The 24,950-nt window shown below is 66.4% G+C and carries 19 protein-coding genes; 10 read left to right on the top strand and 9 right to left on the bottom strand.

The genetic code is table 11. From position 1 onward, the window contains the following. Positions 1-69 precede the first annotated feature (69 nt). The 5 genes from kynA (at position 70) to purQ (ending at position 4,484) form a co-directional block, all read left to right on the top strand. Positions 70-924, top strand: a complete 855-nt coding sequence (gene kynA, locus ABD791_RS14655; RefSeq protein ID WP_345068054.1) for a tryptophan 2,3-dioxygenase — start codon at positions 70-72, stop codon at positions 922-924. Further along, on the top strand, positions 921-1,973 hold the full coding sequence (locus ABD791_RS14650) for an amidohydrolase family protein (protein ID WP_345068052.1): 1,053 nt from the start codon (positions 921-923) through the stop codon (positions 1,971-1,973). The genes kynA and ABD791_RS14650 overlap by 4 nt, the downstream gene beginning before the upstream one ends. Further along, complete coding sequence (locus ABD791_RS14645) at positions 1,970-3,343, top strand: kynureninase (protein ID WP_345068050.1); 1,374 nt, start codon at positions 1,970-1,972, stop codon at positions 3,341-3,343. The genes ABD791_RS14650 and ABD791_RS14645 overlap by 4 nt, the downstream gene beginning before the upstream one ends. Positions 3,344-3,513: 170 nt before the next feature. Further along, positions 3,514-3,786, top strand: a complete 273-nt coding sequence (purS, locus tag ABD791_RS14640; protein ID WP_345068048.1) for a phosphoribosylformylglycinamidine synthase subunit PurS — start codon at positions 3,514-3,516, stop codon at positions 3,784-3,786. Continuing rightward, entirely contained in the window at positions 3,786-4,484 is a 699-nt protein-coding gene (gene purQ, locus ABD791_RS14635) for a phosphoribosylformylglycinamidine synthase subunit PurQ (RefSeq protein WP_345068046.1), read from the top strand. The genes purS and purQ overlap by 1 nt, the downstream gene beginning before the upstream one ends. A 266-nt stretch (positions 4,485-4,750) precedes the next feature. On the opposite strand, the gene ABD791_RS14630 is transcribed toward purQ, so the two are convergent. Next, a complete protein-coding gene (locus ABD791_RS14630; protein WP_345068044.1) occupies positions 4,751-6,142 on the bottom strand; it encodes an RICIN domain-containing protein in 1,392 nt (463 codons plus the stop codon). A gap of 429 nt (positions 6,143-6,571) precedes the next feature. On the opposite strand from ABD791_RS14630, the gene ABD791_RS14625 reads away from it, so the two are divergent. Further along, positions 6,572-8,875 carry an InlB B-repeat-containing protein gene (locus ABD791_RS14625; RefSeq protein WP_345068042.1) on the top strand — a complete coding sequence of 768 codons (2,304 nt, stop codon included), beginning with the start codon at positions 6,572-6,574 and terminating at the stop codon, positions 8,873-8,875. A 251-nt stretch (positions 8,876-9,126) separates the two neighbouring features. On the opposite strand, the gene ABD791_RS14620 is transcribed toward ABD791_RS14625, so the two are convergent. Together ABD791_RS14620 and ABD791_RS14615 are read right to left on the bottom strand one after the other, a co-directional pair. Beyond that, positions 9,127-10,761, bottom strand: coding sequence for an MDR family MFS transporter (locus tag ABD791_RS14620; RefSeq protein ID WP_345068041.1), 1,635 nt, complete (start codon positions 10,759-10,761; stop codon positions 9,127-9,129). Further along, a complete protein-coding gene (locus ABD791_RS14615) occupies positions 10,758-11,474 on the bottom strand; it encodes a TetR/AcrR family transcriptional regulator (protein ID WP_345068040.1) in 717 nt (238 codons plus the stop codon). Before ABD791_RS14615 ends, ABD791_RS14620 begins: the two co-directional genes overlap by 4 nt. 167 nt (positions 11,475-11,641) lie before the next feature. Between ABD791_RS14615 and ABD791_RS14610 the strand changes: the two genes are divergently transcribed. Further along, positions 11,642-13,225, top strand: a complete 1,584-nt coding sequence (locus ABD791_RS14610) for an AMP-binding protein (protein WP_345068038.1) — start codon at positions 11,642-11,644, stop codon at positions 13,223-13,225. A 178-nt stretch (positions 13,226-13,403) separates the two neighbouring features. Continuing rightward, positions 13,404-13,865: a DUF3817 domain-containing protein gene (locus ABD791_RS14605; RefSeq protein ID WP_345068036.1), complete on the top strand. Its 462-nt coding sequence runs from the start codon at positions 13,404-13,406 to the stop codon at positions 13,863-13,865. 68 nt (positions 13,866-13,933) lie between these two features. Here the strand turns inward: ABD791_RS14605 and ABD791_RS14600 are convergent, their stop codons facing one another. The 6 genes from ABD791_RS14600 to ABD791_RS14575 form a co-directional block, all read right to left on the bottom strand. After that, entirely contained in the window at positions 13,934-15,115 is a 1,182-nt protein-coding gene (locus tag ABD791_RS14600) for an alcohol dehydrogenase catalytic domain-containing protein (protein WP_345068034.1), read from the bottom strand. A gap of 169 nt (positions 15,116-15,284) precedes the next feature. After that, positions 15,285-16,187, bottom strand: a complete 903-nt coding sequence (locus tag ABD791_RS14595) for a phosphonatase-like hydrolase (protein ID WP_345068032.1) — start codon at positions 16,185-16,187, stop codon at positions 15,285-15,287. 10 nt (positions 16,188-16,197) lie between these two features. Next, a complete protein-coding gene (locus ABD791_RS14590) occupies positions 16,198-17,571 on the bottom strand; it encodes an FAD-dependent oxidoreductase (protein ID WP_345068030.1) in 1,374 nt (457 codons plus the stop codon). Next, complete coding sequence (gene phnE / locus ABD791_RS14585; protein ID WP_345068028.1) at positions 17,547-19,340, bottom strand: phosphonate ABC transporter, permease protein PhnE; 1,794 nt, start codon at positions 19,338-19,340, stop codon at positions 17,547-17,549. The genes ABD791_RS14590 and phnE overlap by 25 nt, the downstream gene beginning before the upstream one ends. Continuing rightward, positions 19,337-20,314: a phosphonate ABC transporter ATP-binding protein gene (gene phnC, locus ABD791_RS14580; protein WP_345068026.1), complete on the bottom strand. Its 978-nt coding sequence runs from the start codon at positions 20,312-20,314 to the stop codon at positions 19,337-19,339. The genes phnE and phnC overlap by 4 nt, the downstream gene beginning before the upstream one ends. A 66-nt stretch (positions 20,315-20,380) precedes the next feature. Next, positions 20,381-21,319: a phosphate/phosphite/phosphonate ABC transporter substrate-binding protein gene (locus tag ABD791_RS14575; protein ID WP_345068024.1), complete on the bottom strand. Its 939-nt coding sequence runs from the start codon at positions 21,317-21,319 to the stop codon at positions 20,381-20,383. Positions 21,320-22,241: 922 nt separating this feature from the next. On the opposite strand from ABD791_RS14575, the gene ABD791_RS14570 reads away from it, so the two are divergent. Then, positions 22,242-23,012 (top strand): enoyl-CoA hydratase/isomerase family protein, encoded by a 771-nt coding sequence (locus ABD791_RS14570; protein WP_345068022.1) that lies wholly within the window; start codon positions 22,242-22,244, stop codon positions 23,010-23,012. Positions 23,013-23,298: 286 nt separating this feature from the next. Further along, positions 23,299-24,879: a deoxyguanosinetriphosphate triphosphohydrolase family protein gene (locus ABD791_RS14565; protein ID WP_345068020.1), complete on the top strand. Its 1,581-nt coding sequence runs from the start codon at positions 23,299-23,301 to the stop codon at positions 24,877-24,879. The last annotated feature ends 71 nt before the right edge of the window (positions 24,880-24,950 follow it).

Below are 24,950 nucleotides of genomic sequence, written 5' to 3'. Positions count from 1 at the left end.
CAAGAATGCAGGGAACCGAATTGGGCACTGCCGCCGTTGCATCATGCCCAGTTCAGAAATGGAGCGCCGATGAGCGTCGAGAAAAACACGCGCGAGTTCGATCCAGAAATCGTCACAGACTTTCATGACCGGATGAGCTACGGCTCCTACCTCGATCTCGACACGCTCCTGAGCGCCCAACGACCGGTCAGCGTGCCTGTCCACCATGACGAGCTTCTGTTCATCATTCAGCACCAGACCACCGAGCTCTGGCTCAAGCTCGTGCTGCACGAGCTGCGCGCCGCCGCCGTCTGGCTGCGTGCCGACCAGCTGGCCCCCGCGCTGAAAAGCATTGCCAGGGTCAAGCACATTCAGCGCACGTTGACCGAGCAGTGGTCGGTGCTCGCCACTTTGACCCCCACCGAGTACGCCGAGTTTCGCAACTTTCTCGGCAACTCATCGGGCTTCCAGTCCTACCAGTACCGAGCCGTCGAGTTCATTCTCGGCAACAAGAACCGCCGCATGCTCAGCGTTTTCGAAAGCGATCCGGATGCGCACGCCCTGCTCACCGAGGTGCTCGAGGCTCCCAGCATCTACGACGAGTTTCTGCGCTACCTGCACCGCTCCGGCTTCGACATCCCCGCCGATATCCTCGAGCGTGACGTCACCGAGGCCTGGGTGCTGCGGCCGGAACTCGTTCATACCTTTCGGGGCATATACGAGAATGCCAGCGAGAACTGGGCCGCCTACGAGGCCTGCGAGGAGCTCGTCGACCTGGAAGACAACTTTCAACTCTGGCGTTTTCGCCACCTGAAGACCGTGCAGCGCATCATCGGCATGAAGACCGGCACCGGAGGATCGAGCGGCGCCGCCTTCTTGCAGAAGGCCCTCGAGTTGACCTTCTTTCCCGAGCTGTTTGCCGTGCGCACTGAAATCGGGTCATGACGACGACCGTTCTCCCCGGCTTTCTGGATGCTCATGTTCATTTGGCCTTGATCGACCCGTCGCTCTTGGTGCGGGGCGGCATTGCGCGGGTTCTCGACCTGGGTGGCTGGCCGCTGGCCCCCGCAACCTCCGCCCCCGCGTCACCCGCGCCGAGTTTGACCGTTCCGGTCGAGACACCCCGGTACGCCGGGGAAAGTCGACCGGAAGTGTCAAACTCGGCGAATGCATACCCGGCGGACGCGGCAGAGCAACCCCTGCCGGAGATCGCTTTCGCCCACCAGTTTCTGACGGCACCCGGCGGGTACCCGGCACGCCAAGCGTGGACGCCGGCGGGCAGTGTCGCCGAGATCGCAACGGTGGCGGATGCGACGGCGGCCGTCGACACCCAACGGGCGGCGGGCGCATCCGTGGTCAAGATCGCACTCAACTCCGAGACCGGTCCGGTGGTCGACGACGAGATTCTTGCCGCGATCGTCGACCGGGCGCACGCGCTCGGCCTGCCGGTTGTCGCTCATGCTCAGGGTCGCGGCCAGGCCGAGCGCGCGTTTGCCGCCGGGGTCGATGTGTTCGCGCACACTCCGTTCAGCGAGTGGCTGCCCGATGGAATGATTGCCGCAATGGCCGTCTCGATGACCTGGATCAGCACTCTCGACATTCACGGCTGGGGCGATCCCACTGAGGAGTTCGCTGTCGCGTCCGACAATCTGCGTCGGTTTCATCTGGCCGGCGGCCGCGTGCTCTACGGCACCGACCTCGGCAACGGCCCGCTGCCGACCGGGCTGAACCGACGCGAGGTCGAAGCGTTGCTTGCGGTCGGGCTGTCACCCGAGGAGGTGCTCGCCGCGCTCACCGACCGTGGGCTCGGCCATGGGCTCGCACAGAACGCGGCTCACACTCAGCAACCGGCTCACATCCCGAACCAGGCCGACATCCACCCTTCTCGCATCACGTTCATTCCCGGCGCTCGCCCGAGCGATCCGTCAGCATTCGTCGATTGGCTCTGCACCGCACGCGCCGTCAGTCGACTCGAACTCGAGGACCTGCAATGACTTCCAGCACCGCCAGCCACTCCGCAGCGCATGATGCCGGGCACGACGGCGCAACGGATGCCCCGAAACCCGGCCCACGCGACCCGCACCTCGACTTCGCGCGCCGCAAAGACCGCATCGACGGCCTCGCGCACTACCGCGGCACGTTCGTCGGAATCGAAAATGACGGCACCGACCCCGACACCGCTCCTCCGCCCATCGTCTACTTCGACGGAAACTCCCTCGGTCGACCGACTCGCGCCAGCGTCGACCGCATCACCGACTTTCTCAGCAACGCCTGGGGTAGCCGGCTGATCCGCGGCTGGGATGAAGAGTGGATGGAGCTTCCCTTGAAAATCGGTGACGCGCTCGGGCATGCCGCGCTCGGCGCTGCCGCCGGCCAGGTTTTCATCGGCGATTCGACCACCGTCACGCTCTACAAGCTCGCCCGCGCCGCTGTCGATGCTCGAAGCGGCCCTGCTCACCCCGGCCGCACCGAGATCGTCGTCGACACCGACAACTTTCCGACCGACCGCTACCTGCTCGAGGGCATCGCCGCCGAACGCGGCCTCACCCTGCGCTGGATCGAGCCAGACCCCTTCGGCGGTGTCACTGCCGAGCAGGTGCGCGCCGTCGTCGGCCCGCAGACGGCCCTGGTGCTGCTCAGCCACGTCGCCTACCGCTCAGGGTTTCTCGCCGACATGCCCGCCATCAGCGCAATCGTTCACGACGCCGGGGCGTTGGTGCTCTGGGATCTCTGCCACTCCGTCGGCTCGGTGCCCGTGGATCTAGATGCGTCAGGCGCCGACATTGCCGTCGGCTGCACTTACAAGTACCTGAACGGCGGCCCGGGCTCTCCGGCCTTCGGCTACGTGCGTGCCGACCTGCAGGGCGAGCTCGCGCAGCCGATTCAGGGCTGGATGGGAACGCAGGCGATCTTCGAAATGGGGCCGAGCTATGTGCCGGCCACCGGCATCCGTCGCTTCATGAGTGGCACGCCGGCCATCGTCGGGATGCTCGCGATGCAAGACACCATCGCGATGATCGAGACCGCCGGAATCGGCGCGGTGCGCACGAAATCGGTCGGGCTGACGGAGTTCGCGATGAGCCTGGTCGATGACTGGCTGGTGCCGCTCGGCGTCATCGTGGCGTCACCGCGCGACCCCGCGCGGCGCGGCGGGCACGTCACGATTCAGCACCCGGCGATGAAAGAGGTCACCCGGGTGCTCTGGGAGCAGGATGTCATTCCCGACTTCCGCGGGCCTGAGGCGCTGCGCATCGGCCTCTCGCCGCTGTCGACCAGCTATGTCGAGACCTATGCCGGCGTGGCAGCGATCCGCGATGCGCTGCTCGCAATCCTGGCCGCCGACGCGCAGCACGGGGCACGCTAGCGCCCCACCCCACCCTCCGTGAGGTGCCAAGTTTTGCTAGTTGCGCCGCCCGCCCACTAGCAAAAGTTGGCACCTCAGCGGCGAAACAGGGGCGGGAGGGACGCGTCGCCGACGGCGAAGGCGGCCTGTAGAATCGAGGCATCCCATTCTCGAGCCCTGCGGAGTGCGCCATGCCGACCATCGTTGTTGAAGTTATGCCCAAGGCCGAGCTGCTCGACCCACAGGGCAAGGCCGTTGCCGGCGCCCTCGGTCGCCTCGGCAAAACCACATTCTCCGGCGTGCGCGTCGGCAAGCGTTTTGAGATCACCGTCGACGGGGCAGTGGATGCTGCTGTGCTCGCCGAGGTTCAGGAACTCGCCGACACGGTGCTCTCGAACTCCGTCATCGAAGATGTCGTCGGCATCCACGTCGTAGAGGAAGCGGCTGCAGCCGCGAGCAACTAATGCGCATCGGCGTCGTCACTTTTCCCGGTTCGCTCGACGACCGTGACGCCCAGCGCGCCATCCGTCTGGCCGGGGCCGAAGCCGTCGCCCTCTGGCACGGCGACCACGACCTGCACGGCGTCGACGCACTCGTGCTTCCCGGCGGGTTCAGCTACGGCGATTACCTGCGTTGCGGCGCCATCGCGAGCCTCTCGCCGATCATGACCGAGGTCATCGACGCAGCGAACAAGGGGATGCCGGTGCTCGGCATCTGCAATGGCTTTCAGATGCTGGCCGAGGCGCACCTGCTCGAAGGCGGCCTGATCCGCAACGACCACGGCTCCTTCATCTGCCGCGACCAGAAGCTGCGCGTCGAGAACAACACCACCGCCTGGACCGGCGACTTCGAAGCCGGCGCCGAGATCACCATTCCGCTGAAGAACGGCGAGGGCGGATTCATCGCTTCGGCCGACACCCTGGCCCGCCTCGAGGGCGAAGGCCAGGTCGTCTTCCGCTACCTCGACGTGAACCCGAACGGCTCACTCAATGACATCGCCGGCGTCTCGAACGCCCGCGGCAACGTCGTCGGCCTGATGCCGCACCCCGAGCACGCGGTCGAGCCCGGCTTCGGCCCCGACACGGATGTTGCCATGCGCTCCGGTGTGGACGGCCTCGCGTTCTTCACCTCGGTGATCACGCAGACCCTGGTCAACGCGTAGCTCGTACGAATTGCAGTGACGAAGGGCCCGGCGCAGTTGAGCCGGGCCCTTCGTTGTGCGTCTCATCCGCCGTCGTTCCCGCAGATCGCCGTCGTTCCCGCAGATCGCCGTCGTTCCCGCAGATCGCCGTCGTTCCCGCAGATCGCCGTCGTTCCCGCTCTTGGGTCGCCCATTTTTGCTAGTAAACCGTCGCGAGAACTAGCAAAAATGGGCAACCCATGACGCGCGCGCGTACACCGCCAGGGGCCCGAACCCGCCGGACGTGCTCAACCGCAGTTATACGTGCGATTCGTCGGCAGTCCCACAGCCACCGTGCCGGAGCCGACGAGGGTCGAGGTTCCGTTGGCCTGCACTCGGGTGATCACGATGGTGTACCGGCCGGGCGAGAACGTGACGGATGGCAGGTTGTCGCGGGCAATCTGCGCGGTCGGGTACCAGTCGCTCACTCCGGTCGCGATCGTGACGCCGTTCGCCGTCACCTGATAGGTCGTCGAGTTGCTAGGGTCAGTCGGTTTCGCAAACGAGACGTACGCATTCCAGCCGTCCGAGGTGCAGCTCAGGGCCGCAGCGTTGTTGGGCGGGATGGTCGCCTGCGTCATGGTCACGCCGGTCGAGTTCAGCGAGAACGTCTGAGCAGTGTTGGCGCTGTCGCACGCCTGTTGCTGCATGGCAGACCCGTAGGAGGACGACCCGTCGGTCGAGAGGCACAGCCCACTTGCGAGAGTGACGAGCTGGTAGAGCCCAGTGCCCAGTTTGACGGGTTTCCACTGTTGAGCGGCGGAGCCGACGGCCGTCTGCATCTGAATCTGGGCGCCGGCGCCCGTCGATGCGCCGTTCGGCCCCCAGACCAGCGAGGAGGAGGCGAGGCCATTCGAGACGGTGGTGTAGCCGTTCGTGACCGCGGCGGTGAAGAGCCAGGATTCGTTGGCCGCGCCGAGTTGACCGCACTTCGGAATTTGGAAGATCTCAGATCCGTTGCCGGCGCTCGACGGACTCGCGGCGACACAGGCCTTGCTCTTCGTGTTCACGAGCTGGTACCAGGTGCCCGTGTCAACGGGCATCGGCACGGTTGGCACGGTGGCGTCGGCGAGGGTCTGCACGAATGAGCTGCTCGCGGCGCTCGTCCACCCGCCGACCGTTGTCGTCGCGGTGATCGTCGCCGAAACCGTGCTCCCGCTGCTCACGCCGCTTGCCGAGGTGAGCGTGGTGCGCAGGCAGTAGACGACCGAGGCCTTGGCCGGCAGCGATCCGGTCAGGGTGGGCGCCGCGGCGAGCGTTCCAGAGACGGAAGCCGTGGGGGTGGCGGATGCGGTGCACGCCGTGTCGCTCGCCACCGGCCAAGCGGCCAGTGCAATATTGCCTGCCAGTGGGGCGGACGAGCCGTTGCCCAGGGTCACCGCGGTGCTGTAGTCGCCCGAGACCGTTCCGGTGTTGGCAATGGTGAAGCTGCCCGTCGCGGAGAGCGCGCTGCCCGAGAAGGTCGTGGTCAGCGGCGCGGCCACGCTCGCAGTCGTGGTGAGGGAGCCCGATGTGATGGTGTTGGATTCGGCGCGTAACGACGAGGTCCACGAGGCCAAAGTCTCTCCGCCGCCGAGCACGAGGGCGAGTGCAGCTGCACCACCGACGACGGCGACGGCGATCTTGGTGAATCTGTTCATAATCGTCCCTCGGCGGCATTGGGGGCAGGGGCTGACGTTGCTGACAGCATCATCTCCAGGCCGGCGCACAGATGACGTCGGGCGAAACAGATGTCTCATCCCTGAGTCGTGCGGAGCGCGAAGGCCTCCGCTGCCCTGGCCACGTGCGACCCAACAGGGGGTTTCGCACCGCTTCCAGATTTGAGTTTATCCCGGCCACCTTGGAGGGGATGCCTCGCGGATGTCCCCAGTGCGAGGGACGACCAGTGCACCTGAAGGCGGATGCCGAGTGGGTGTCAGCCGCCGTCTCGCAGTCGATATGCGCACCTACCCCGCATCCCCGTTCTGGGTGGGAGGGCCAGGCCTTCTGGGGAGCTAGGTCCATTGTCTGCGAAATGCTCGCGCCGTTAGCCTCGGAAGCGGCTTGCCCGCCGAACGAGATGAGACACCGTGACGATTACCCGTTTGACGACGACCATCGATCCCCCACGCACCTCGCTGCGACGGATGATCGCGGCGGTGAGCACAACGGCGGCGCTGATCGCGGTGAGCTTCACCGTCTCACCGGTCGCATCGGCATCCGCCGCCACCCTCGTCACCGATGCTGCATCGCTGGCCGCAGCCTTCACCGCTGGCGGCGAAGTCGCCCTCAACAAAGACGTCGTGGTCGCAGTCACCGAAGGGCCGATCGCTGTCACCGCCGGCAAGAGCGTCGCGCTCAACCTCAACGGGCACACTCTGCAGGTGACGGGACAAGATCTCAAGGCCGGCATCGGGGTACCCGACCGCGCGACGCTGACGGTCGCTGACTCCAGCGCCGGTAACGGGGACCTCGTCGTCACCGGCGGCTTCAGAGGCGCGGCCATCGGCGGCGGCTACACCGGCAGCAGCGGGACCGTGCAGATCAACGGAGGAGACCTCACCCTCGTCGGCGGTGACCGCGGCGGCGCGGCGATCGGCGGCGGGTTTGGTGCGGTGGGCGGAAACCTCACGATCACCGACGGCAGCGTCACCGCCACAGGGGGGAGCAACGCTGCGGCGCTCGGCGGCGGCGATGGCTATGGCGGCGGCACCATCTCCATCAGCGGCGGAACAGTCACCGCCACCGGAGGCACTGGCGGTGCAGCGGGGATCGGCGGCGGCTGGAACGGGGCAGGCGGATCCGTCTCGATCAGCGGCGGAACCGTCACCGCTACCGGCAGCGAGAATGGGGCGGGAATTGGCGGCGGCTCACGAGGAGCCGGCGCAAATCTCTCCATCGCCGGCGGAACCGTGACCGCCACCGGTGGCCTCAACGCTGCAGCGATCGGGGGTGGTCCGTCCGGATCAGGAGGACCCGTCACAATCGGCGTCGACGCCAACGTCACCGTCAAGTCGGATCCGGGATGGCAGTTTTACGTGATCGGCGCCGGCAGCGGCGGCCTGGCCTTCGGCTCCCTCAGCAACGCCGGCACGCTGACCATCGCGGAGGGGAGCACTCTGCGCATCCCCGCGGCCACCACGGTTGACAACACCGGCACGGTGAACGTGCCAGGAGCAATCGAGACCACCGGAACGTTCAACAACACCGGAACCATCAACAACACCGGAACTCTCACCGGCACGGGTGCCATCGTCAACACAGGCGCCATCGTGAACAACGGATGGATCAACCCAGAGTCACTCGTGACCGTACGCAGCTACCAGCTCACATTTAACGAGTCCTACACCGGCGCGCCCGCGACCACCAGCACACGCGTCTTCGCGAGCACTCTCTCCGCGGCTCAGATCGAACTGCCCACTCCGAGCCGGGCCAACTACACCTTCGCCGGCTGGTTCACGGATGCCGCCTCTACGACGCGGTTCACGGTCACGACGACAATCACCACGAGCATCACCCTCGAAGCCCGTTGGACCCTCGACACCCACACCGTCACCTTCAACAGCAACGGCGGCAGCACCGTCACGGCCGTCACCACCGATTACGACACCACCGTCACCGCCCCGGCCGCGCCGACCCGTTCCGGCTACGCGTTCACGGGCTGGTTCGCAGAGGCCGCACTCACCACGAAGTTCAGCTTCAGCACAAAGATCATCGAAAACACCACGCTCTATGCCGGTTGGAAGCTGAACACTGCAACCGTCACCTTCACTATCAAGGGACACGGCACCGCTCCCACGAAGCAGACCGTCACCGTCGGCGGCCTCGCTAAAACCCCCACCAAACCGACAGCTTCCGGCTTCGTCTTCAGCGGCTGGTTCAGCGACTCCGCCTTGAAGAAGCCGTTCGTATTCACGACGACGATCACCGCAAACACCACGCTCTACGCTGGCTGGAAGGCGGCAGTCACTTTCAACCTCAAGGGCCACGGCGCCGCGATCACCAAGCAGACCGTCGCCCTCAGCACCATCGCCACGAAGCCGACCGACCCGAAGGCCGCCGGCTACGTGTTCACCGGCTGGTACACCGACTCCGCCGCAACCGCGACGAAGTTCAGCTTCTCCACGAAGATCACCAAGAACACCACCCTCTACGCCGGCTGGAAGAAGGCCGTGGCTGTCACCTTCAGCATGAAGGGCCACGGATCTGCGATCACGAAGCAGACCGTCACCGTCGGCTCCGTCGCCAAGAAACCCGCCAACCCGAAGGCGACCGGCTATGCCTTCACCGGCTGGTTCAGCGACTCCGCACTGAAGAAGCCCTTCGTATTCACGACAAAGATCACCGCCAACAAGGTGCTCTACGCGGGCTGGAAGAAGACCGCGACCAAGTAAAGAATCCGTTAAAACGAAGGCCCGGCGCATGAGCGCCGGGCCTTCGTGTTGTTCCGTGCCGGCGCTCGAGGAGCGAGCGCCAGCGAGTGTCTATTAGGCAAATGACCACTTCGTTGATCGAGGAGCGCGCGAGCTTGCGAGCACGCGTCTCGAGATCTCGCGAGCCAATCCTTGAACTCGGGTTGAGTTCGAACATCGGCTCACGAGGTCTCGACCCGATCGCGGGCGGCCTCCTCGACCAACGAGATTGTTTACTTCTCTCTACCCAAGCCGACGGCAACTGACTCAGCGCTGTCGATATCTGCAGCATCAGCCGCTGCATCCGCTTCGCCAGCGTCAGCCGACCCAGCCACCGGGCCACGATCGATCGAGGTCGCCAGCGGAATCTCCTTGACGAAGCAGAGCAGCACGACCGCGATGACGACCAACGGCACCATGTAGAGGAACACCGGCGTCAGAGCGTCGTTGTAGCCACCGATGATGATCTCGCGCACGGAATCAGGCAGCTCCTTGACGACCGAGGGGGTGAGCGAGTTCAAGCCGCCGTCTCCCGCGCCACTCGTGGCGGGCATCCGCTCGGTCATCAACTGGGTGAGCCGGGCGACGAACAGGCTGCCGACAACGGCGGAGCCGAGTGAGGCACCGATCTGACGGAAGTAGTTGTTCGATGCGGTGGCCGTGCCGACCTGGGCGACGGGGAACGAGTTCTGCACGATCAGGATGAGAATCTGCATGCTCATGCCGAGACCGATACCCATCACGGCGAGGTAGGCGCAGAGCACCCACACGGCCAGGTCGGGAGTCATCGTCGACATCAGCAGGAGCGAGATCGCCACGATCGCGGTTCCGACGATCGGCAGCCACTTGTAGCGACCGGTCTTACTGACGAGGGCGCCCGATCCGATCGAGCTGATCAGCAGGGCCGCCATCATCGGGATCATCAGGAAGCCGGCCTCGGTGGCGTTGGCCCCCGTCACCATCTGCAGGTAGGTCGGGAGGTAGGCCATGGCGCCGAACATCGCGATACCGGTGATCAGACCGGCGATCGTGGTGAGGTTGAAGTTGCGGTCCTTGAACAGGTGCAGCGGCATGATCGGCTCGGCGGCGCGACGCTCAACCAGAACGAACGCGACACCGGCAATGACGGTTCCGGCGATCAGGGCGATGATCGTCAGCGAATCCCAGTCGTAGGTCGTGCCGCCCCAGGTCGTAACGAGCACCAGGCAGGTGGATGCAATGGCCAGCAGTCCCATGCCGGCCACGTCGATGCGCGGCTTGGCATGCTCATACTTCGGCAGCTTCAAGAAGATGACGGCGGATGCGATGGCGAGAATTCCGAGGGGAATGTTCATCCAGAACGCCCAGCGCCAGCCGATGCCTTCGGTGAACCAACCGCCGAGCAGCGGGCCGGCCACGGAGGAGAGTGCGAACACGCCACCCATGATGCCCATGTACTTTCCACGCTCGCGCGCCGGAACGACATCCGCGATGATCGCCTGCGAGAGGATCATCAGGCCACCGCCACCGAGGCCCTGAATGGCCCGGCCGATGATCAGCCAGGTCATGTCGGGGGCGAGCCCGCCGACGATGGAACCGGCGATGAACAGCGCGATGGCACCGATGAACAGGCCCTTGCGGCCGATCAGGTCGCCGAGCTTGCCATAGACGGGCAGCATGATGGTCGACGCCAGAATGTAGGCGGTCGTGACCCAGAGCATGTGATCGACACCATTGAGCTCACCGACGATGGTCGGCAGCGCGGTGCTGAAGATGGTCTGGTCGAGCGACGCGAGCAGCATGGTGACCATGAGCCCGGCGAAGACGAGAAGAATGTGGCGTTTGGTTTCGGGTGACGCCTGGAGCGGCGCCGGTATGGTCTCGGTCATTTCAGTCTCTCAATTACCTCTCTGACGAGCGTGATCGCTCGTTGTTCAATGTTTTCGCGGGCGGCGTCGACGTCAGTGACGGCGCGAGTGTCGGTGTCGGTGCCGGTGCCGGTGTCGGTGCCGGTGTCGGTGCCGGCTGCCGCTGTGGCTGCGGCCCATTCCTCCATGGCGAGGCGCATGCCCGTGCTGCACAGGGCGAACATGATCTCGGCCCGGGCCGCGTGGCCGGCACTGTCGTCGGAACTGTCGCCGGCGAACTGCGGATATCCCGCGAGAACCTCTCGCACGGCCTTCTTGGCGTTCTCGGCCATCTGCGTCACCTGGCTGAACTGCCCGGTCAACAGCTGCGGGTATCGGCGCACGATCTCCATGCGGTCCCGTTGAATCGTCGAACGTGACAGTGGCACTCCGAGCAGGTTCAGAAACAGATGCACCAGCGATTCGACGGGATCCAGATCTGAATGCTTCGCCAGGTGGGCCGCGACCATGTCGTCGGTGAAATCAATCTGGTGCACCCCGAGAATTGCCGCGTCTTTGCTCTCGAAATAGTTGAAGAAGGTGCGCGGTGAGACGTCAGCCATTTCGCTGATCGCGTCGACCGTCGTGTGCTCCAACCCATCGCGCAGCACGAGCGTGACGGCGGCATCCTCCAATCGGGCGCGGGTCTCCCGGCGCTTGCGATCACGGAGTCCGACGTGTTCGTCTTGCGTCATGTTTCTGTGTCCTCGGCAGTTCGGTGCAATCAATCTTTCTGCACGACTGCAATAATACATCACTGCAAGCATGCAGTGATGCACGATTCGGGAAACCTGCGACCAGTTTCTCCGCTTTGCCGGGCGCAACGGGCATACTGTGCTCACCCAATCAAAGGAGATTGCTCGTGTTCACCAGTCCCTACCCCGACGTCGAGATTCCCGAACTCAGCATCTACGATTACCTCTTCGATGAGGTGGCCGGCGCCGATCTCGACCGGGTGGCGATCGTCGATGGGGCGACGGGGGCGAGCATGACCTACCGCTCCTTGATCGAGCAGATCAATCGCGTGGCCGGCGCTCTCGCCAATCGAGGGGTCGGACCCGGCACTGTCGTCGGCCTGCTCTGCCCGAACATTCCGGCCTTTGCGAGCGTGTTCCACGGCATTCTGCGCTCCGGCGCTACCGTCACGACCATCAACTCGCTCTACACGCCTGCAGATGTGGCAAACCAGCTCACCGATTCGGGCGCGACCTGGTTGATCACCATCTCGCCACTGCTGGCCTCCGCCGAACCGGCAGCCGAGACGGTCGGGCTTGACGCGGAGCATCTCATCGTGATCGACGGCGTGCCGGGGCATCCGTCGCTCGCAGATTTGCTCGGTGAAGGCGCGGATGCTCCCGCCGTCACGTTCGACCCCGCCACCCATGTGGCGGTGCTGCCCTACTCCTCCGGCACGACCGGGCGTCCCAAGGGCGTCATGCTCAGCCACCGCAACCTGGTCGCCAATGTGGAACAAGCCCGCGGCCTGCTCACCGTGGTGGCGGAAGACCGTCTCCTCGCCCTGCTGCCGTTCTTTCACATCTACGGCATGACCGTGTTGCTGAACCTCGCGTTCAAGCAGCGCGCCCGCCTGGTGACGATGGCGAAATTCGAGCTGCCCGAGTTCTTGCGCATCATTCAGGACCACGCCTGCAGCTATGTGTTCATCGCCCCGCCGATCGCGGTGGCCCTGGCGAAGCATCCGCTCGTCGCCTCCTACGACCTCTCGAGCGTGCACACGATTCTTTCGGGCGCCGCGCCGCTCGACGCCGCCCTGTCTGACGCGGTCGGAACGCGGCTCGGCTGCCGGATGCTGCAGGGCTACGGAATGACCGAGGCGAGCCCGGTCACGCATCTGATTCCGCAGAACGCGTTCGAGCTGCCGGCCGGCTCGGTCGGTTTCACTATTCCCAACGTGGTCTGCAGGCTGATCTCCACTGAAACCGACGCCGAGATCGCAGTGCCGACCGAGGGCGTGAGCGAGCCGGGCGAACTGCTTGTGCACGGGCCGAACGTCATGCTCGGCTATCTGAACAACGACGAGGCGACCCACGAGACGATCGATTCCGAGGGTTTTCTGCACACCGGCGATATCGCCACGGTCAGCTCAGAGGGAGTCGTGCGTATCGTCGACCGCAGCAAGGAGCTGATCAAGTACAAGGGCTACCAGATCGCGCCGGCCGAGCTTGAAGCGCTGCTGCTGACGCATCCGCTGATCGCCGACGCGGCCGTGATCGGGGTGCTGGATGACGATGGCCAGGAGATTCCGAAGGCGTTCGTGGTGATCGTGGCCGGCGCGGTGCTGACGGGCGAGGATGTGATGGCGTACGTCGAGGAGCGCGTCTCGCCGCACAAGAAGGTGCGCCGGGTGGAGTTCATCGAGGTGATTCCGAAGTCGAGCTCCGGCAAGATTCTGCGCAAGGACTTGCGGGTGCGGGTCGCGGTGTAGCGTTCCTGCGACCTGCGAGACTCGCGAAAGGTCGCAATCCGCCCCTTGAACTCGATCCATGGGGCGGATTGCGACCTTTCGCGCGGCTCAAACTTTCGTTCGATGCTTTCACATCGACCGACTGCGAGGATGAAGAGTCCCCTTCCCCTTGTTCTGCCCTTTTCTGGAGTGATGCCCCGTGTCGCCACGCTTGTTCTACCGCACTGTTGCTATCGCGGAGGCGGTGACCTGGACGCTCCTGATCTCGGGAATGCTGCTCAAATACGTCGGCAATGCCGGCGGTCTCCCTGTGCTCATCGCCGGGTCGATTCACGGGTTCGTCTTCATCACCTACGGTATGACCGCCGTGCTCGTCGGCGTCAACCAGCGCTGGAGCCTCAAGCTCATCGTGCTCGCCGTATTCACCGCGATCGTTCCCTACGCCACGATCCCGTTCGACATCTGGCTCGACCGCAACCGCAAGCTCGAGGGCGTCTGGCGCAAGACGGCCACCGATGACCCGCGCGACCACACCTGGGTGTCCCGACTGCTGCGCTGGTTCTTGAACCACCCGAAGACTCTGGTCGCACTGTTCGTCGTCGGCATCGCCGTGATCATGACCACGCTGCTGATCGTCGGCCCTCCCGGCGGCTCGAAGTAGGCCAGATCGAAGCACACCACGGCGCGAGCCGGGCGAAACCGCCCGGCCTCTCCTGGGCGCTCGGGTCGCTACTCGGCCGGGTTCCCGTTCGAGTCGGCCAGCCGCGGATCGATACCCACGCGCACGTCGTGACCTTTCGCCGCGCGCTCGAGCGCGGCATCCAGGTCGTGCAGCGCGAACCGCTCGCCGACCAGCTCGGCAAACGGATGGCGTCGCCACGCCCCGGCCAGATAGGTGACGGCCCGCTCGAGATCGGTGGCGGTGTAGTTATGCACGCCCCGAATTGTGATGAGGCGGCGCACGATCGACTCCGGGTCGAGGGGAACGCTCGCACCCGGCGACACGCTGCCCACCAGAATCACGACTCCTCCGACGCCCACGGTGTCAATCGTCGTGCGCACGGCGGCCGGTGCTCCCGATAGCTCGAGCGCGATCGAAACCTCGTCGGCGCCGGCGGCAATCATCCCGCCGCTGACCGCCGCGAGCCCCGTCGGTGAGGCCGATGCGGCGAGCGGGTCGGCGACTGCCGCAGCTCCGAACGCGAGGGCCCTGCGACGCCGCGCGGGATCTGGATCGGTGACGATGACCGAGGCACCCGCATCCGTCGCCATCGCGCACGCCGTGAGCCCGAGCAGTCCGGCACCCGACACGAGAATCGTGGCGCCCTTCAACGGCACCACAGCGGATGCCGCCGCGAGCGCCGCAGCGACGGTGGCTGTCGCGCAGGAGGCCGGTGCCGCGACCTCGGCCGGAATCGCGTCGTCAACGATCACGATCGGTGAACCGGCGAGCACGTGAACGTGGGTGGCGAAGCCGCCGCTCAACTCCCAGCCGCGGTGCACGCGGTCGTGCCCGTACTTCGCCAGGGTGCGGCATTTCTGAGTGAGACCCGCACGGCAGCGGTCGCAGAGGCCGCAGCTGACGGTGACCGTCCAGACGATCCGGTCGCCGAGCGCCAGCGGCACGCCCACCGCGGTGCGCGCGTTCTCGCCGAGCGCGACGACCCGGCCGATCTGTTCGTGGCCGAGCACGAGCGGTGTCGCGGCCCCGCGATCGCCGCGCACGGTGTGCAGGTCGGAGCCGCAAACGGTGGCCAGTTCGATCTCGACGAGCACATCGCCGGGGGCCAGAGAGACGCCGGGAACCGCCAGCTGATCGTGCGGCTGCCCGACACCCGACCACACCATGGCGTGCGGAGCGGGGCGCAGCAGAACATCAACGCTGCGGCCGGTGAGTGTTGACTGGTGCATCTGGTCCTCGTTCTGTGTTTCTCGGTGGAGCGGTAGACGGCGTTGTCCCCGCGAGAGGTCGCAGATCGCCCCTTGAACGCGATCGAAGGGGCGTTCTGCGACCTCTCGCGGACGGTGAACAGGTGCGGGAGGGTGAGTGCGCGACCGCGGAGTGCACCGCGGACCGCGTTTAGCGCAACCCGAGCAGGTCAGGCAGGTCGGCGACGCTCGTGAGTACGGCATCCGCTCCGGCCTCCTCGAGCGCGTCCTCGTCGTGCGCGCCACTCAGCACGCCGACTACGAGACCCGCGCCCGCGTTCACGCCGGAGAGCATGTCGCTGGCGGTGTCGCCGACGACGACCATTGTGCTGACGCTCGTTGCTCCGGTGCGGAGCAGGGCGGTCAGGGGCAGGTCGGGGAACGGGCGGCCGCGCCCGGCATCGGCCGGTGAGAGCGTCACGTCTGCGACATCGTGCCAGCCGAGCGCGTCGAGCAGGGCGTCGAGGGTGACCCGCGAGAATCCGGTCGTGAGCGCCACCTTGACACCGCCTTCGCGCAGTTCGCGCATGACCTCCTCCGCACCAGGGATGGCTTCGACACCGACGGATGCGACGAGCTCGGAGTACGCGACCTCAAACGCCTCGTTGCCGCGCACCGCGGCTTCTTCGTCGCCGGTCAGCGCGCGAAACACCTCGATCTTCGACTGCCCCATCGTCTCGCGCACGTAGTCGAGGGCCTCTTCACGCTGCTCGTCGTTGCTCGTGATGCCCGTGCGATCCGCGGCGAGCACGAATGCCCGCTCGACCAGGCCGTCGTCGCGCACCGTCGTGCCGGCCATGTCGAACACGACGAGTTCGACATCGACGGTCACGCCGTCTTCGTCACCGCCGGCAGCCTCGAATGCCGCGAGCACGAGGGTGTCGATGTCGAGAGCATCGACAGCGAGCGCGCCAGAGGGCGACACCCCGCTGTCTCGCTTCGCATTCGCCTGGCGAGCGGCCGCGTCGGCCTGATCGGCCTGGTCGGCCTGGTCGGCCTGGTCGGCCTGGTCGGCCTGGTCGGTTGCGGGGACGATTCCATCAAATGTGCTCATGATGTTCCTTTCAGAGGGTGGATCGGGGTGAAGAAACAGAAGAATCGAATGCCAGAGCGCTCACGTGTTCGGCGAGGCCGAGGCCGCAGGTCATACCGATGCCGGTTGTCGCGGCCACCAGGTGCACGCCCGGTTCGGGTTCTTCGATCAGAAACTCGTCGGGCGCCGACGCATAGACGCCCTGCCAGCGCTCGAGCACTCGTGGGCGGGCGATGCCGAACAGCTCCGCAGCCAGACGCAGCAACTCCTCGAACGCATACTCGCTCTGAAAGGGCGCGATCGCCTCACCGCGATAGTGGGTATCCCCCACGATCAGCGAGCCGTCGGGCAGCTGCGTGTACATCTGGTTGAGATCGAGGGCGGCCAATTCGGGATGCTCGCGGCCCAGTCGTTCTCGCAGTGCCGCGGCAGCCGGAGTACCGCCGAAGGCACCGTAGCGAACCAGCGACCAGCCGGTCAGCAGCGGAGCGGCGAGGGGCATCCGTAGGCCCGCATCGACGCGGAGCATGTCGAGTCCGCAGCGACGGATTCCTCGGCGTTCGGCGACCTCGGGATAGAGCTGGTCGATGTCGTGGTTGACCGCCACAACGATGGTCGCTGCGGTGATCGCGCCCCGCGTCGTCTCGACCCGGCCGGAGCTGACCCCGGTGACCGCTGTGCGGTAACGGAACTCGACGCCCCGGCTGGCGAGGTAGCCGGCGAGCGCCGCGGCTGCCTGGCGCGGATCGGCCTGCAGATCGTAGGGAAGAAATGCGCCGCCGACCGCGGTGCCCTGCGCGACGGGGATGCGCGCCTCGGCGTCGGCCGCACTGAGGAGTTCGACCTCGGCGCGGTCGCCGAGCGGACCGGCTTCGGCACCCCGAGTGCCGGGGCCGCCACCGGCTGCCGCGCGGGAGTCAGCACCGCGCACCTCATCACCGCGCACCTCAGCACCGCGCACCTCAGCACCGCGCACCTCAGCCAGGTCGCTCAATACCTGCAGCTCGTCAGCGTGTCGGGCGATCACGAAGGTGCCGGACTCGCGCAGCCAGATGCCGGCATCCGTCGCCACATCGAGCCAGATCGCCCGGGAGGCCAGCGCGAACTCGCGCGCTTGGCCGGCCTGCGGGGTGAAGCAGAGATGACCGAAGTTGCGCACGGAGGCGCCGCCGATCTCGGCGGAACGGTCGATCACGACGACGCGGAGTCCGCGGCGCACCGCGGCGAGCGCGTGGCCGAGGCCCACGATTCCGGAGCCGACCACGACCACGTCAAACTGCGGCGCCCCGCCTCTCGCGCTCGAGCTCAACGCTGCCGATTTCAACGTTGCGGAACCCGACGCGGCGGAACCCGACGCGGCCGAACCCGACGCTGCCCCACTCAACGGAACACCCGGCGCATCCACATCGCAAGCCCTTCAACAACCAGAACGGTGACCAGAATCATCAGCACGATAGCCGTGACGAGGTCGTATTTCGAGCCCTGCCCGGCGTTCAACAGGTAGTAGCCGACGCCACCGCCGCCGACGATTCCGAGGATCGTCGCCGCACGAATGTTGGTGTCGAGCATGTAGAAGCCGTGCCCGATCAATGCTTTCATGCCCTGCGGCAGGGTCGCAGCGGCATAGACCTGACTGCGGGAGGCCCCGGTGGCCCGCAGCGCGCGCTCAGGGCCGGGCTTCACCTCTTCGAAGGAATCGGCGATGAGCTTGCCGAGCAGGCCGACGCCGCCGAAGGCCAGTGCGATGGTGCCGGCTTGGGTTCCGAGCCCCGTCACGACGATGAGCACGATGGCGAGAATGATTTCGGGGATGCCGCGGATGATCACCAGCAGCAGCCGCATCGAGGCGTGAACCGTGCGGTTCGGTGCCACGTTGCGGGCCGCCAACGAGCCGATCATCAGCGAGAAGACCAGGGTGAGCAGGGTCGCAGCCAGGGCGATCGCGATAGTCTGCCCCATCGCAGCGAACAGGGTGGCTGCCCCGTAGTTGCCGAAGCTGGGCGGCCAGAACGACGCGGCAATCTGCGGGATGTAGCCCCAGACCGTGAGCAGGTCGCCCCACTGGACATTGCAGATCAGCACCCCGCCCACGACCACGGCGAGCGCAAGCCATCCCCAGACCGTGTTGCGGATGCGCACGGCATCCCAAGGACGGTGAAGTGCAGCGGTGAGGGCATCCGCCTCCCGTGGGGCGGGTGTGTGTGCCTGCAGCTGAACATTATCGGCAGGCAACGCACCGGAACGGATGTCTGCGGCCGGGCGAGCCGCGGACGTGGGCCGCTTGCGCGTCACCGCGCGCAGCATCCGGTCACCGAGCCCGCGCCCGGTGGGTGCGATCCCGAGCATCGCGGTGCGCAGCACGCTGGAGACGATCTCCATCAGCACGCACAAGCCGAAGATGACCAGCGCGACGCCGAGCCCGAGGGAATAGTTGAGCGATTTGAAGGCGTGCGACATCTCCATGCCGAGCCCGACCACGCCGACATAGCCGAGGATGACCGAGCCGCGCAGATTGATGTCGTTGCGGTGCAGCACCGTTGCTACCCACGACGGCAGCACCTGCGGCAGCACGCCGGAGAAGAACTCTTGAAATCGGGTGCCTCCGGCCGCACGGATCGCCAGGCGGGGCCCCTCGTCGATCTGCTCGATCGCGTCGGCGAACATCTTCGAGATCATGCCGACCGAGTGGATGCCGATGGCCAGGATGCCCGGAAGCGAGCCGAGCGAGAACATCAGCACGAACACCATCGCGAGCACGACATCCGGAACGGCTCGAGTGAGCACGCCGACGAAGCGGCCAGCCGCACGCCAGAGTGGGCCGGGAGTGGTGTTCGAGGCCGAGATCCACGCGATCGGAATCGAGATGGCCGAGGCCAGCAGGGTTCCGGTGAGCACGAGGCCGACGGTCAATGCGGTGAGATAGAGAAGCTCGGCCGGTTCGGGAAAACTGATCGTTCCGACGCGGGCGAAGAATTTGCCGGCGTTGGCAGCGCTTTCGAGCATCTTCGGAATCGAGATGTCGATGCCGGCCAACGCAACCGCGGAGACGACGAGCAGGGCGACGATGGTCAGCCCGGCCGCGATGCGTTCGGGCGACACCCGGCGGCGCGGAGCGCGAGCCAGCAGGTCTGCCGGTGCGCGTGAGCTGAGGCGTGACGGGCTCAGCGTCGTCATCGGAGTGAGAACGTGGTCGACGTGCGTTCGGCCGCGTGGCCGTGAGCGGGCTCGTGAGTCGGCTCGTGAGCCGAATCGTGAGCCGAACCGTGGGTGAGCTCGTCGGCGCGTTCCTCGGTGAGTTCGTCAGCGACGCCCAGGTCGGTCAGGACCGCTTCGAGGTCGGTCAGCTCGTCCGCGACGCCCAACTCGGTCTGGATCGCCTCAAGCTCGGTAGTCGTCGTGGCGACGCGTCCGTAGATCTCCATCACCTCACTCTTCGACAGGCCGGCGGTCGGTGTGTCGAGCACGACCTGCCCGTGTCGGAGGCCGACGATACGGTCACCCCATGAGAGCGCGAGATCCACCTGGTGCAGGCTGCACACCACAGTGAGGTTCTGGTCGGTGGCGATTTGACGGATGAGCGCCATCACCGCATCGCTTGACTCCGGGTCGAGCGAGGCGACGGGTTCGTCGGCCAGCAGAATCTGCGGGTCTTGCATGAGTGCGCGGGCGATGGCCACGCGCTGTTGCTGACCCCCGGAGAGGGTGTCAGCGCGTTGGTAGGCACGGGCCAGCAGGCCGACCCGGTCGAGATGACCGAGCGCCTTCAGCTTGTGTGCCCGCGGGTAGCTCCAGAGACCGAATCGAGGCCCGCGCAGGGTGCCGAGAGCACCCGTCAGCACGTTCTCGAGCACGGTCAGCGACGGAACCAGTTCGAACTGCTGAAAGACAAAGCCGACCCGGCCGCGCAGGGCGCGGAGGCGCCGCCCCGAGAGCGACGACACCTCCTCGCCGAGCACGTTCACGGTTCCGCTGGTCGGCAGCTCGAGCCCGTCGAGGTGCCGCAGCAGCGTCGACTTGCCCGAGCCAGACAGACCGAGCAGCACCACGATCTCGCCGTGATTGACCTGCAAAGACACCCCGTCAAGCGCGGTGGTCTGGCCAAAGGTCTTCGTGACGTTTGTCACGTCGATGATCGGGGTGCTGTTCATGGTCACTCTCAATTCAGTCCAGAGCCGATTCGGGCGGAGTCGATTCAGCGGGTCAGCGCGAGGGGGTTAGCCCTGGCACTGAGTCGCTTTGGTCTTCGTGCAGATGTCGCGCACGGTGTCGTAGTACGAGTCGTCAACCGGCTGGGTCTCAAAGAAGACGCTACGGAAGGCATCAGAGTCGGCACTCGTGATGCCGGCGGCGATGATCTCATCGATGCTGACCTTCGCCAGGATGCCGGTGAGCTGCGTCTTCAGGTCGGCCGGAAGCGTGTCTGAGATGACGACAGGAGCACCGGGAACCATGGTCTCGTCGATGACCGTTACCTTGTCGCTCTTCTCAACTTCGCTGTCCTCGGCGAATCCGGCGTCGCACTCCTTGCCCTCGCCGACCTTCTGAACGCTCACATCGTGCTTGCCGGCAAAGACGGGGGTGATGTCCTTCTCCGGGTCGATGCCTGCTTCGAGCAGGTTGTAGCTCGGAAACAGGTAGCCGGAGGTCGACGACGGGTCGACGAAGCAGACCTTCTTGCCCTTCATATCTGCGATGGTCTTGATGTCGCTGCCGACCGGCACGATGGCCTGTGAGAAGTAGCCGGGTTCTTGGCCCTCTTCGGTGACGATCGAGGAGACGGGGGTGATCTTCGCGCCGTTGTTCTTGGCTGTGACGTAGGTGAAACCCGAGAAGGAGGCGACGTCGATCTTGCCGGCGATCGAGGCTTCGATCAATGCGGCGTAGTCGGTCGACTCGTGGTACTCGACGGTCTTGCCGGTCTTCTTGGCGATGTAGTCCATCAGCGGCTGGTAGTTGGTCTCGGTGTCGACCGAGTCGGGGACGACCCCGAAGACGAGGGTGTTCTCGTCGACGGCGAAGCTGACGGTACTGGCGTCATCGGTGCCGGCGCCGGGCGCCGCGCCGGTGCCGGGCGTGGCGGAACAGGCGCTGAGCCCGGCGGCGAGCAGGGTGACTGCACCGGCGGCGAGCAGGGTCTTGATGCTGAGTTTCATGGGAAGCCTTTCGTGCTTCGATGACAGGGGAACCAATGCTGTGTTCGATGGCCAACGCTAAGCAGGCGGTCCTAACGACTCCCGACCCGCGGGTTACCGGGAGGTGAATCTCCAGCGACGTGACTACTTCGGGGGCCACCGGGCACGCGACGCGGAGGCTCGGCTCAGCTGCCGCGCCACCCGGCCGGTACCAAACGAAGGAGTGGAGGTGTGTCGACCGGGGCAAACCGGCGAAATAGCAGTGAATCACTGCCGCGACACGCCTCCGCTCCTGATTTCGGTACCCCCCTTCCGGAGCGGCGCGCGGTTCGCTAGCCGGCGCGCGGGTCCGGCGCCGCCGCGCGGGTCGCGGGCGCGGGCCCGGTGCCGCTACGCGGGTCGGCGCCCAGCCGCGCGTTCGTGCGCGGGCCCGGTGCCGTCACGCGGGCCGGCGCCAACGCGCGCAGCGGCACCCAACGCGCAACCCGCATCCCCGTCTATGCCCCAGTCGCACATTCGTCACGGGGGTCGGACGCCGCCGGGTAGGTTCCGCCCCCGGCCGGTACCAAAATCAGGAGTGGAGGTGTGTCGCCCGGGGGCAAACCGGCGAAAGAGCAGTGAATCACTGCCGCGACACGCCTCCGCTCCTGATTTCGGCACCCCAATTTCGTGGCGGCTACCGGTTCAATAGCCGCCACGCGGGTCGGATGCCCTCCGATTGCAGAACGCGGGTTGGAAAACGTCTCGCCTACCGAGCTCAGCCCTCGTCACAGTCAACTCGCGCGGCGCCAGTCCGGTGGTGGAGGAGCGCGTGAGCCGACCTCCGAACCGGGGTCGCACTCACCGATCATCTGACGGCGTCAAGCCCGACCAACGAAGCAGACCACCGGAGCAGACCACGGGAGTGGGTGAGTCCGACGCCATATCCGTAGACTGCTCTGCCATGAGCGAAAGCATTCTTTTCACGGTGACCGACGGGCTCGCCCACGTGACCCTCAACCGTCCGGACCGCCTCAACGCGATCGATGGCGAAGCCGCAGAACGGTGGCGAGACATCGCCGCCGAAATCGCGGGCCGCGATGACATCGGCGCCATGCTCTTCGACGCGCAGGGCCGCGCGTTCTGTGCGGGCGGCGATGTCAAGGCGATGTCGGAGCTGGGCACGACCGAGGCGAGCGCCGGCGACGGCGTGCGCCGGCTCGCCGATCTGATTCACGAGGGGCACCGGCTGCTCCGAGAGAGCAGCACGCCGATCGTCGCCGCGGTGCAGGGCGCCGTCGCGGGCGGAGGGCTCGGCTTCATGCTCGTCGCCGACGTGATCGTCGCCTCGGAGAAGGCGCGCTTCGTGAGCAAGTACGCCGACATCGCGCTGACCCCCGACTGCGGCGTGAGCACATTGTTGCCCGAGGCGGTCGGCCGTCGGCGCGCGGCGGAACTGCTGCTCACCCCACGCATGCTGAGCGCGGCGGAGGCACTGGACTGGGGGCTCGTCACCGAGGTCGTCGCCCCCGAGGTGGTCGCCGAACGTGCCGCCGAGATCGCGGCACACTGGCTGGACGGAGCGACGGCTGCTTTCGGACATGCCAAGCGGCTTCTGCACTCCGGAGCAGGCCGCTCGTTCCAAGCCTCGCTCGACGATGAGGCCGTCACGATCGGCCGTGCATTCGACAGTGCGGATGCCCGCGCGCGCGTCGCCGCCTTCTCTGCGCGCTGAGCCACCCCCACGCGCCAAGCCACTCACGCACTCGTCTACGCGCGGCCGGCCCTGGCTCGACGGAGGCCAGGGCTCCCGGCTCCGGGTCAGGGCTCCCGGCTCCGGGTCCAGCTCGGCGCTCCCCACTCCGGGCCCGGACTCCTGGCCCCAGCTCAGGTCTCGTGGCCCCGGCTCAGGACTCCCGTTTCCCGGCTCCGGCGCAGGGCTCCTGGCCCCGACTCAGGGCTCCGAGCTCCGGCGCGCTCGGCCCTAGCCCACGCCCGGCCCGGGCTAGGCTGAGCGCACTATGCAGAGCTTTGTGCGATCCCACACCGACGGCGGGCGCGAGCGCGCAATCGTCGAAACAGCAGCATCCGCAACAGACGAGCCCGGCGCCGCTGGAGAAGACGAGTTTCGCGTCGACGTCGAGCGCATCCGTTTCTCTCCCTATTTTTCGCGGCTCTCCGCCGTCACCCAGGTGATTCCGCAGGCCGGCTCCGGCACCACGGTGCACAACAGGCTCACCCACTCGCTCAAGGTCTCGGCGGTCGCCCGCTCGATCGCCGTCGGGTTCAGGGATGCCCCCGACGATGTGCGCGCCACCATCGAACGGCTCGGCGGCTGCGACCCCGTGGTCGTGCAGGCCGCAGCGGCCGCGCACGACCTCGGCCACCCGCCGTTCGGCCACCTCGGCGAGCAGGTGCTCGACCGGGTCGCCCGCACCAAGCTCGGCCTGCCCGACGGCTTCGAGGGCAATGCGCAGACCTTCCGCATCCTGACCGCGCTCGACAGCTGCGATGCCACCCCGCGCGGCCTCAATCTCACGAAGGCCGTGCGGGCGGCCGTGCTCAAATACCCGTGGACCCGCAATGAGTGGCGCGCGCTTCCTCCGCAGTCGGCCGAGCTGTTGCCGCGCGGGGTCGGTGCTGACTCGGCATCCGGCGCGCAGAAATTCTCGGCCTACTCGATCGAAGCCCTTGAGATGGCCGATGCGCTCGAGGCGTTCCCCGCAATCGGGCAATACCAGCAGACGGTCGAATGCTCGGTGATGGACATTGCCGACGACATCGCCTACTCGGTGCACGATCTCGACGACTTCTACCGCGCAGGGGTGCTGCAGTACACGGCGGTGTCGGCCGAATTGAACGGCTGGATGAACGCGCAGGGAGCCCTCGGCATCTTGGATGCCGCCGAACTGCGGGCCGGTGTCGCGCTGCGCCGCCCCGGCTACGCCCTGGAGGCGGCCTGGCGGCACACTCGGGCCAAAGACGCCTGGATCGCCGACCCCGACCGATTCCGGCAGTCGGTCATACGCGTCATCGACGACCTCGTCGAGGGGCTGCTCACCATCCCCTACGACGGAGGGCTTGAGGCCGACCGGGCGGTTTCGGCCTTCACCCGGCGTTGGATCGACCGGCTCAAGGCCTCCATCCGGGTCGAGGCGACGCCGAATGTGCGCAGCGGCCACGTGCGGCTCAGCAGCCATGCCTGGCACGACGTCGTCGTACTCAAGTTCGTGCATACCCGCTTCGTTCTCGACCGCAGCGATCTCGCCGTCTACCAGCGCGGCCAAGCCCGCGTGATCGAAACGCTCGCCGAGGGCTTGCACCTCTGGCTGGATGACCCGGATGACTCCGCCCGCGCGCCGCGCCGGCTGCTCGACTCCATCGAGGCGGCGACCATTGAGTACCGCGAGCTGCGCGCGAACGCGCCGGAGTTCTACTCGGCCGTCGGCCTCGAAAGCAGCGACGCCGACATCGCCCGCTTCGGTCGCTCGCGCGCGGTTGTTGACTACATCGCCTCATTCACCGACGCGCAGGCAATCTCGGTCGCCGCCCTCATCAGCGGCACCTCCGACAACCTCTGGGAGTCCGGCCGCAGCCTGTAGGGCGGCCGCAGCGCGGCATCCGCACGGCGAGTGGGGCATCCGCGGGGCAGCATCCGCACGGCGAGCAGCCC

The organism is Glaciibacter kafniensis, from assembly GCF_039538945.1.
GTDB lineage: Bacteria > Actinomycetota > Actinomycetes > Actinomycetales > Microbacteriaceae > Cryobacterium > Cryobacterium kafniensis.
This window is presented reverse-complemented; position numbering and strand designations above follow the sequence as displayed.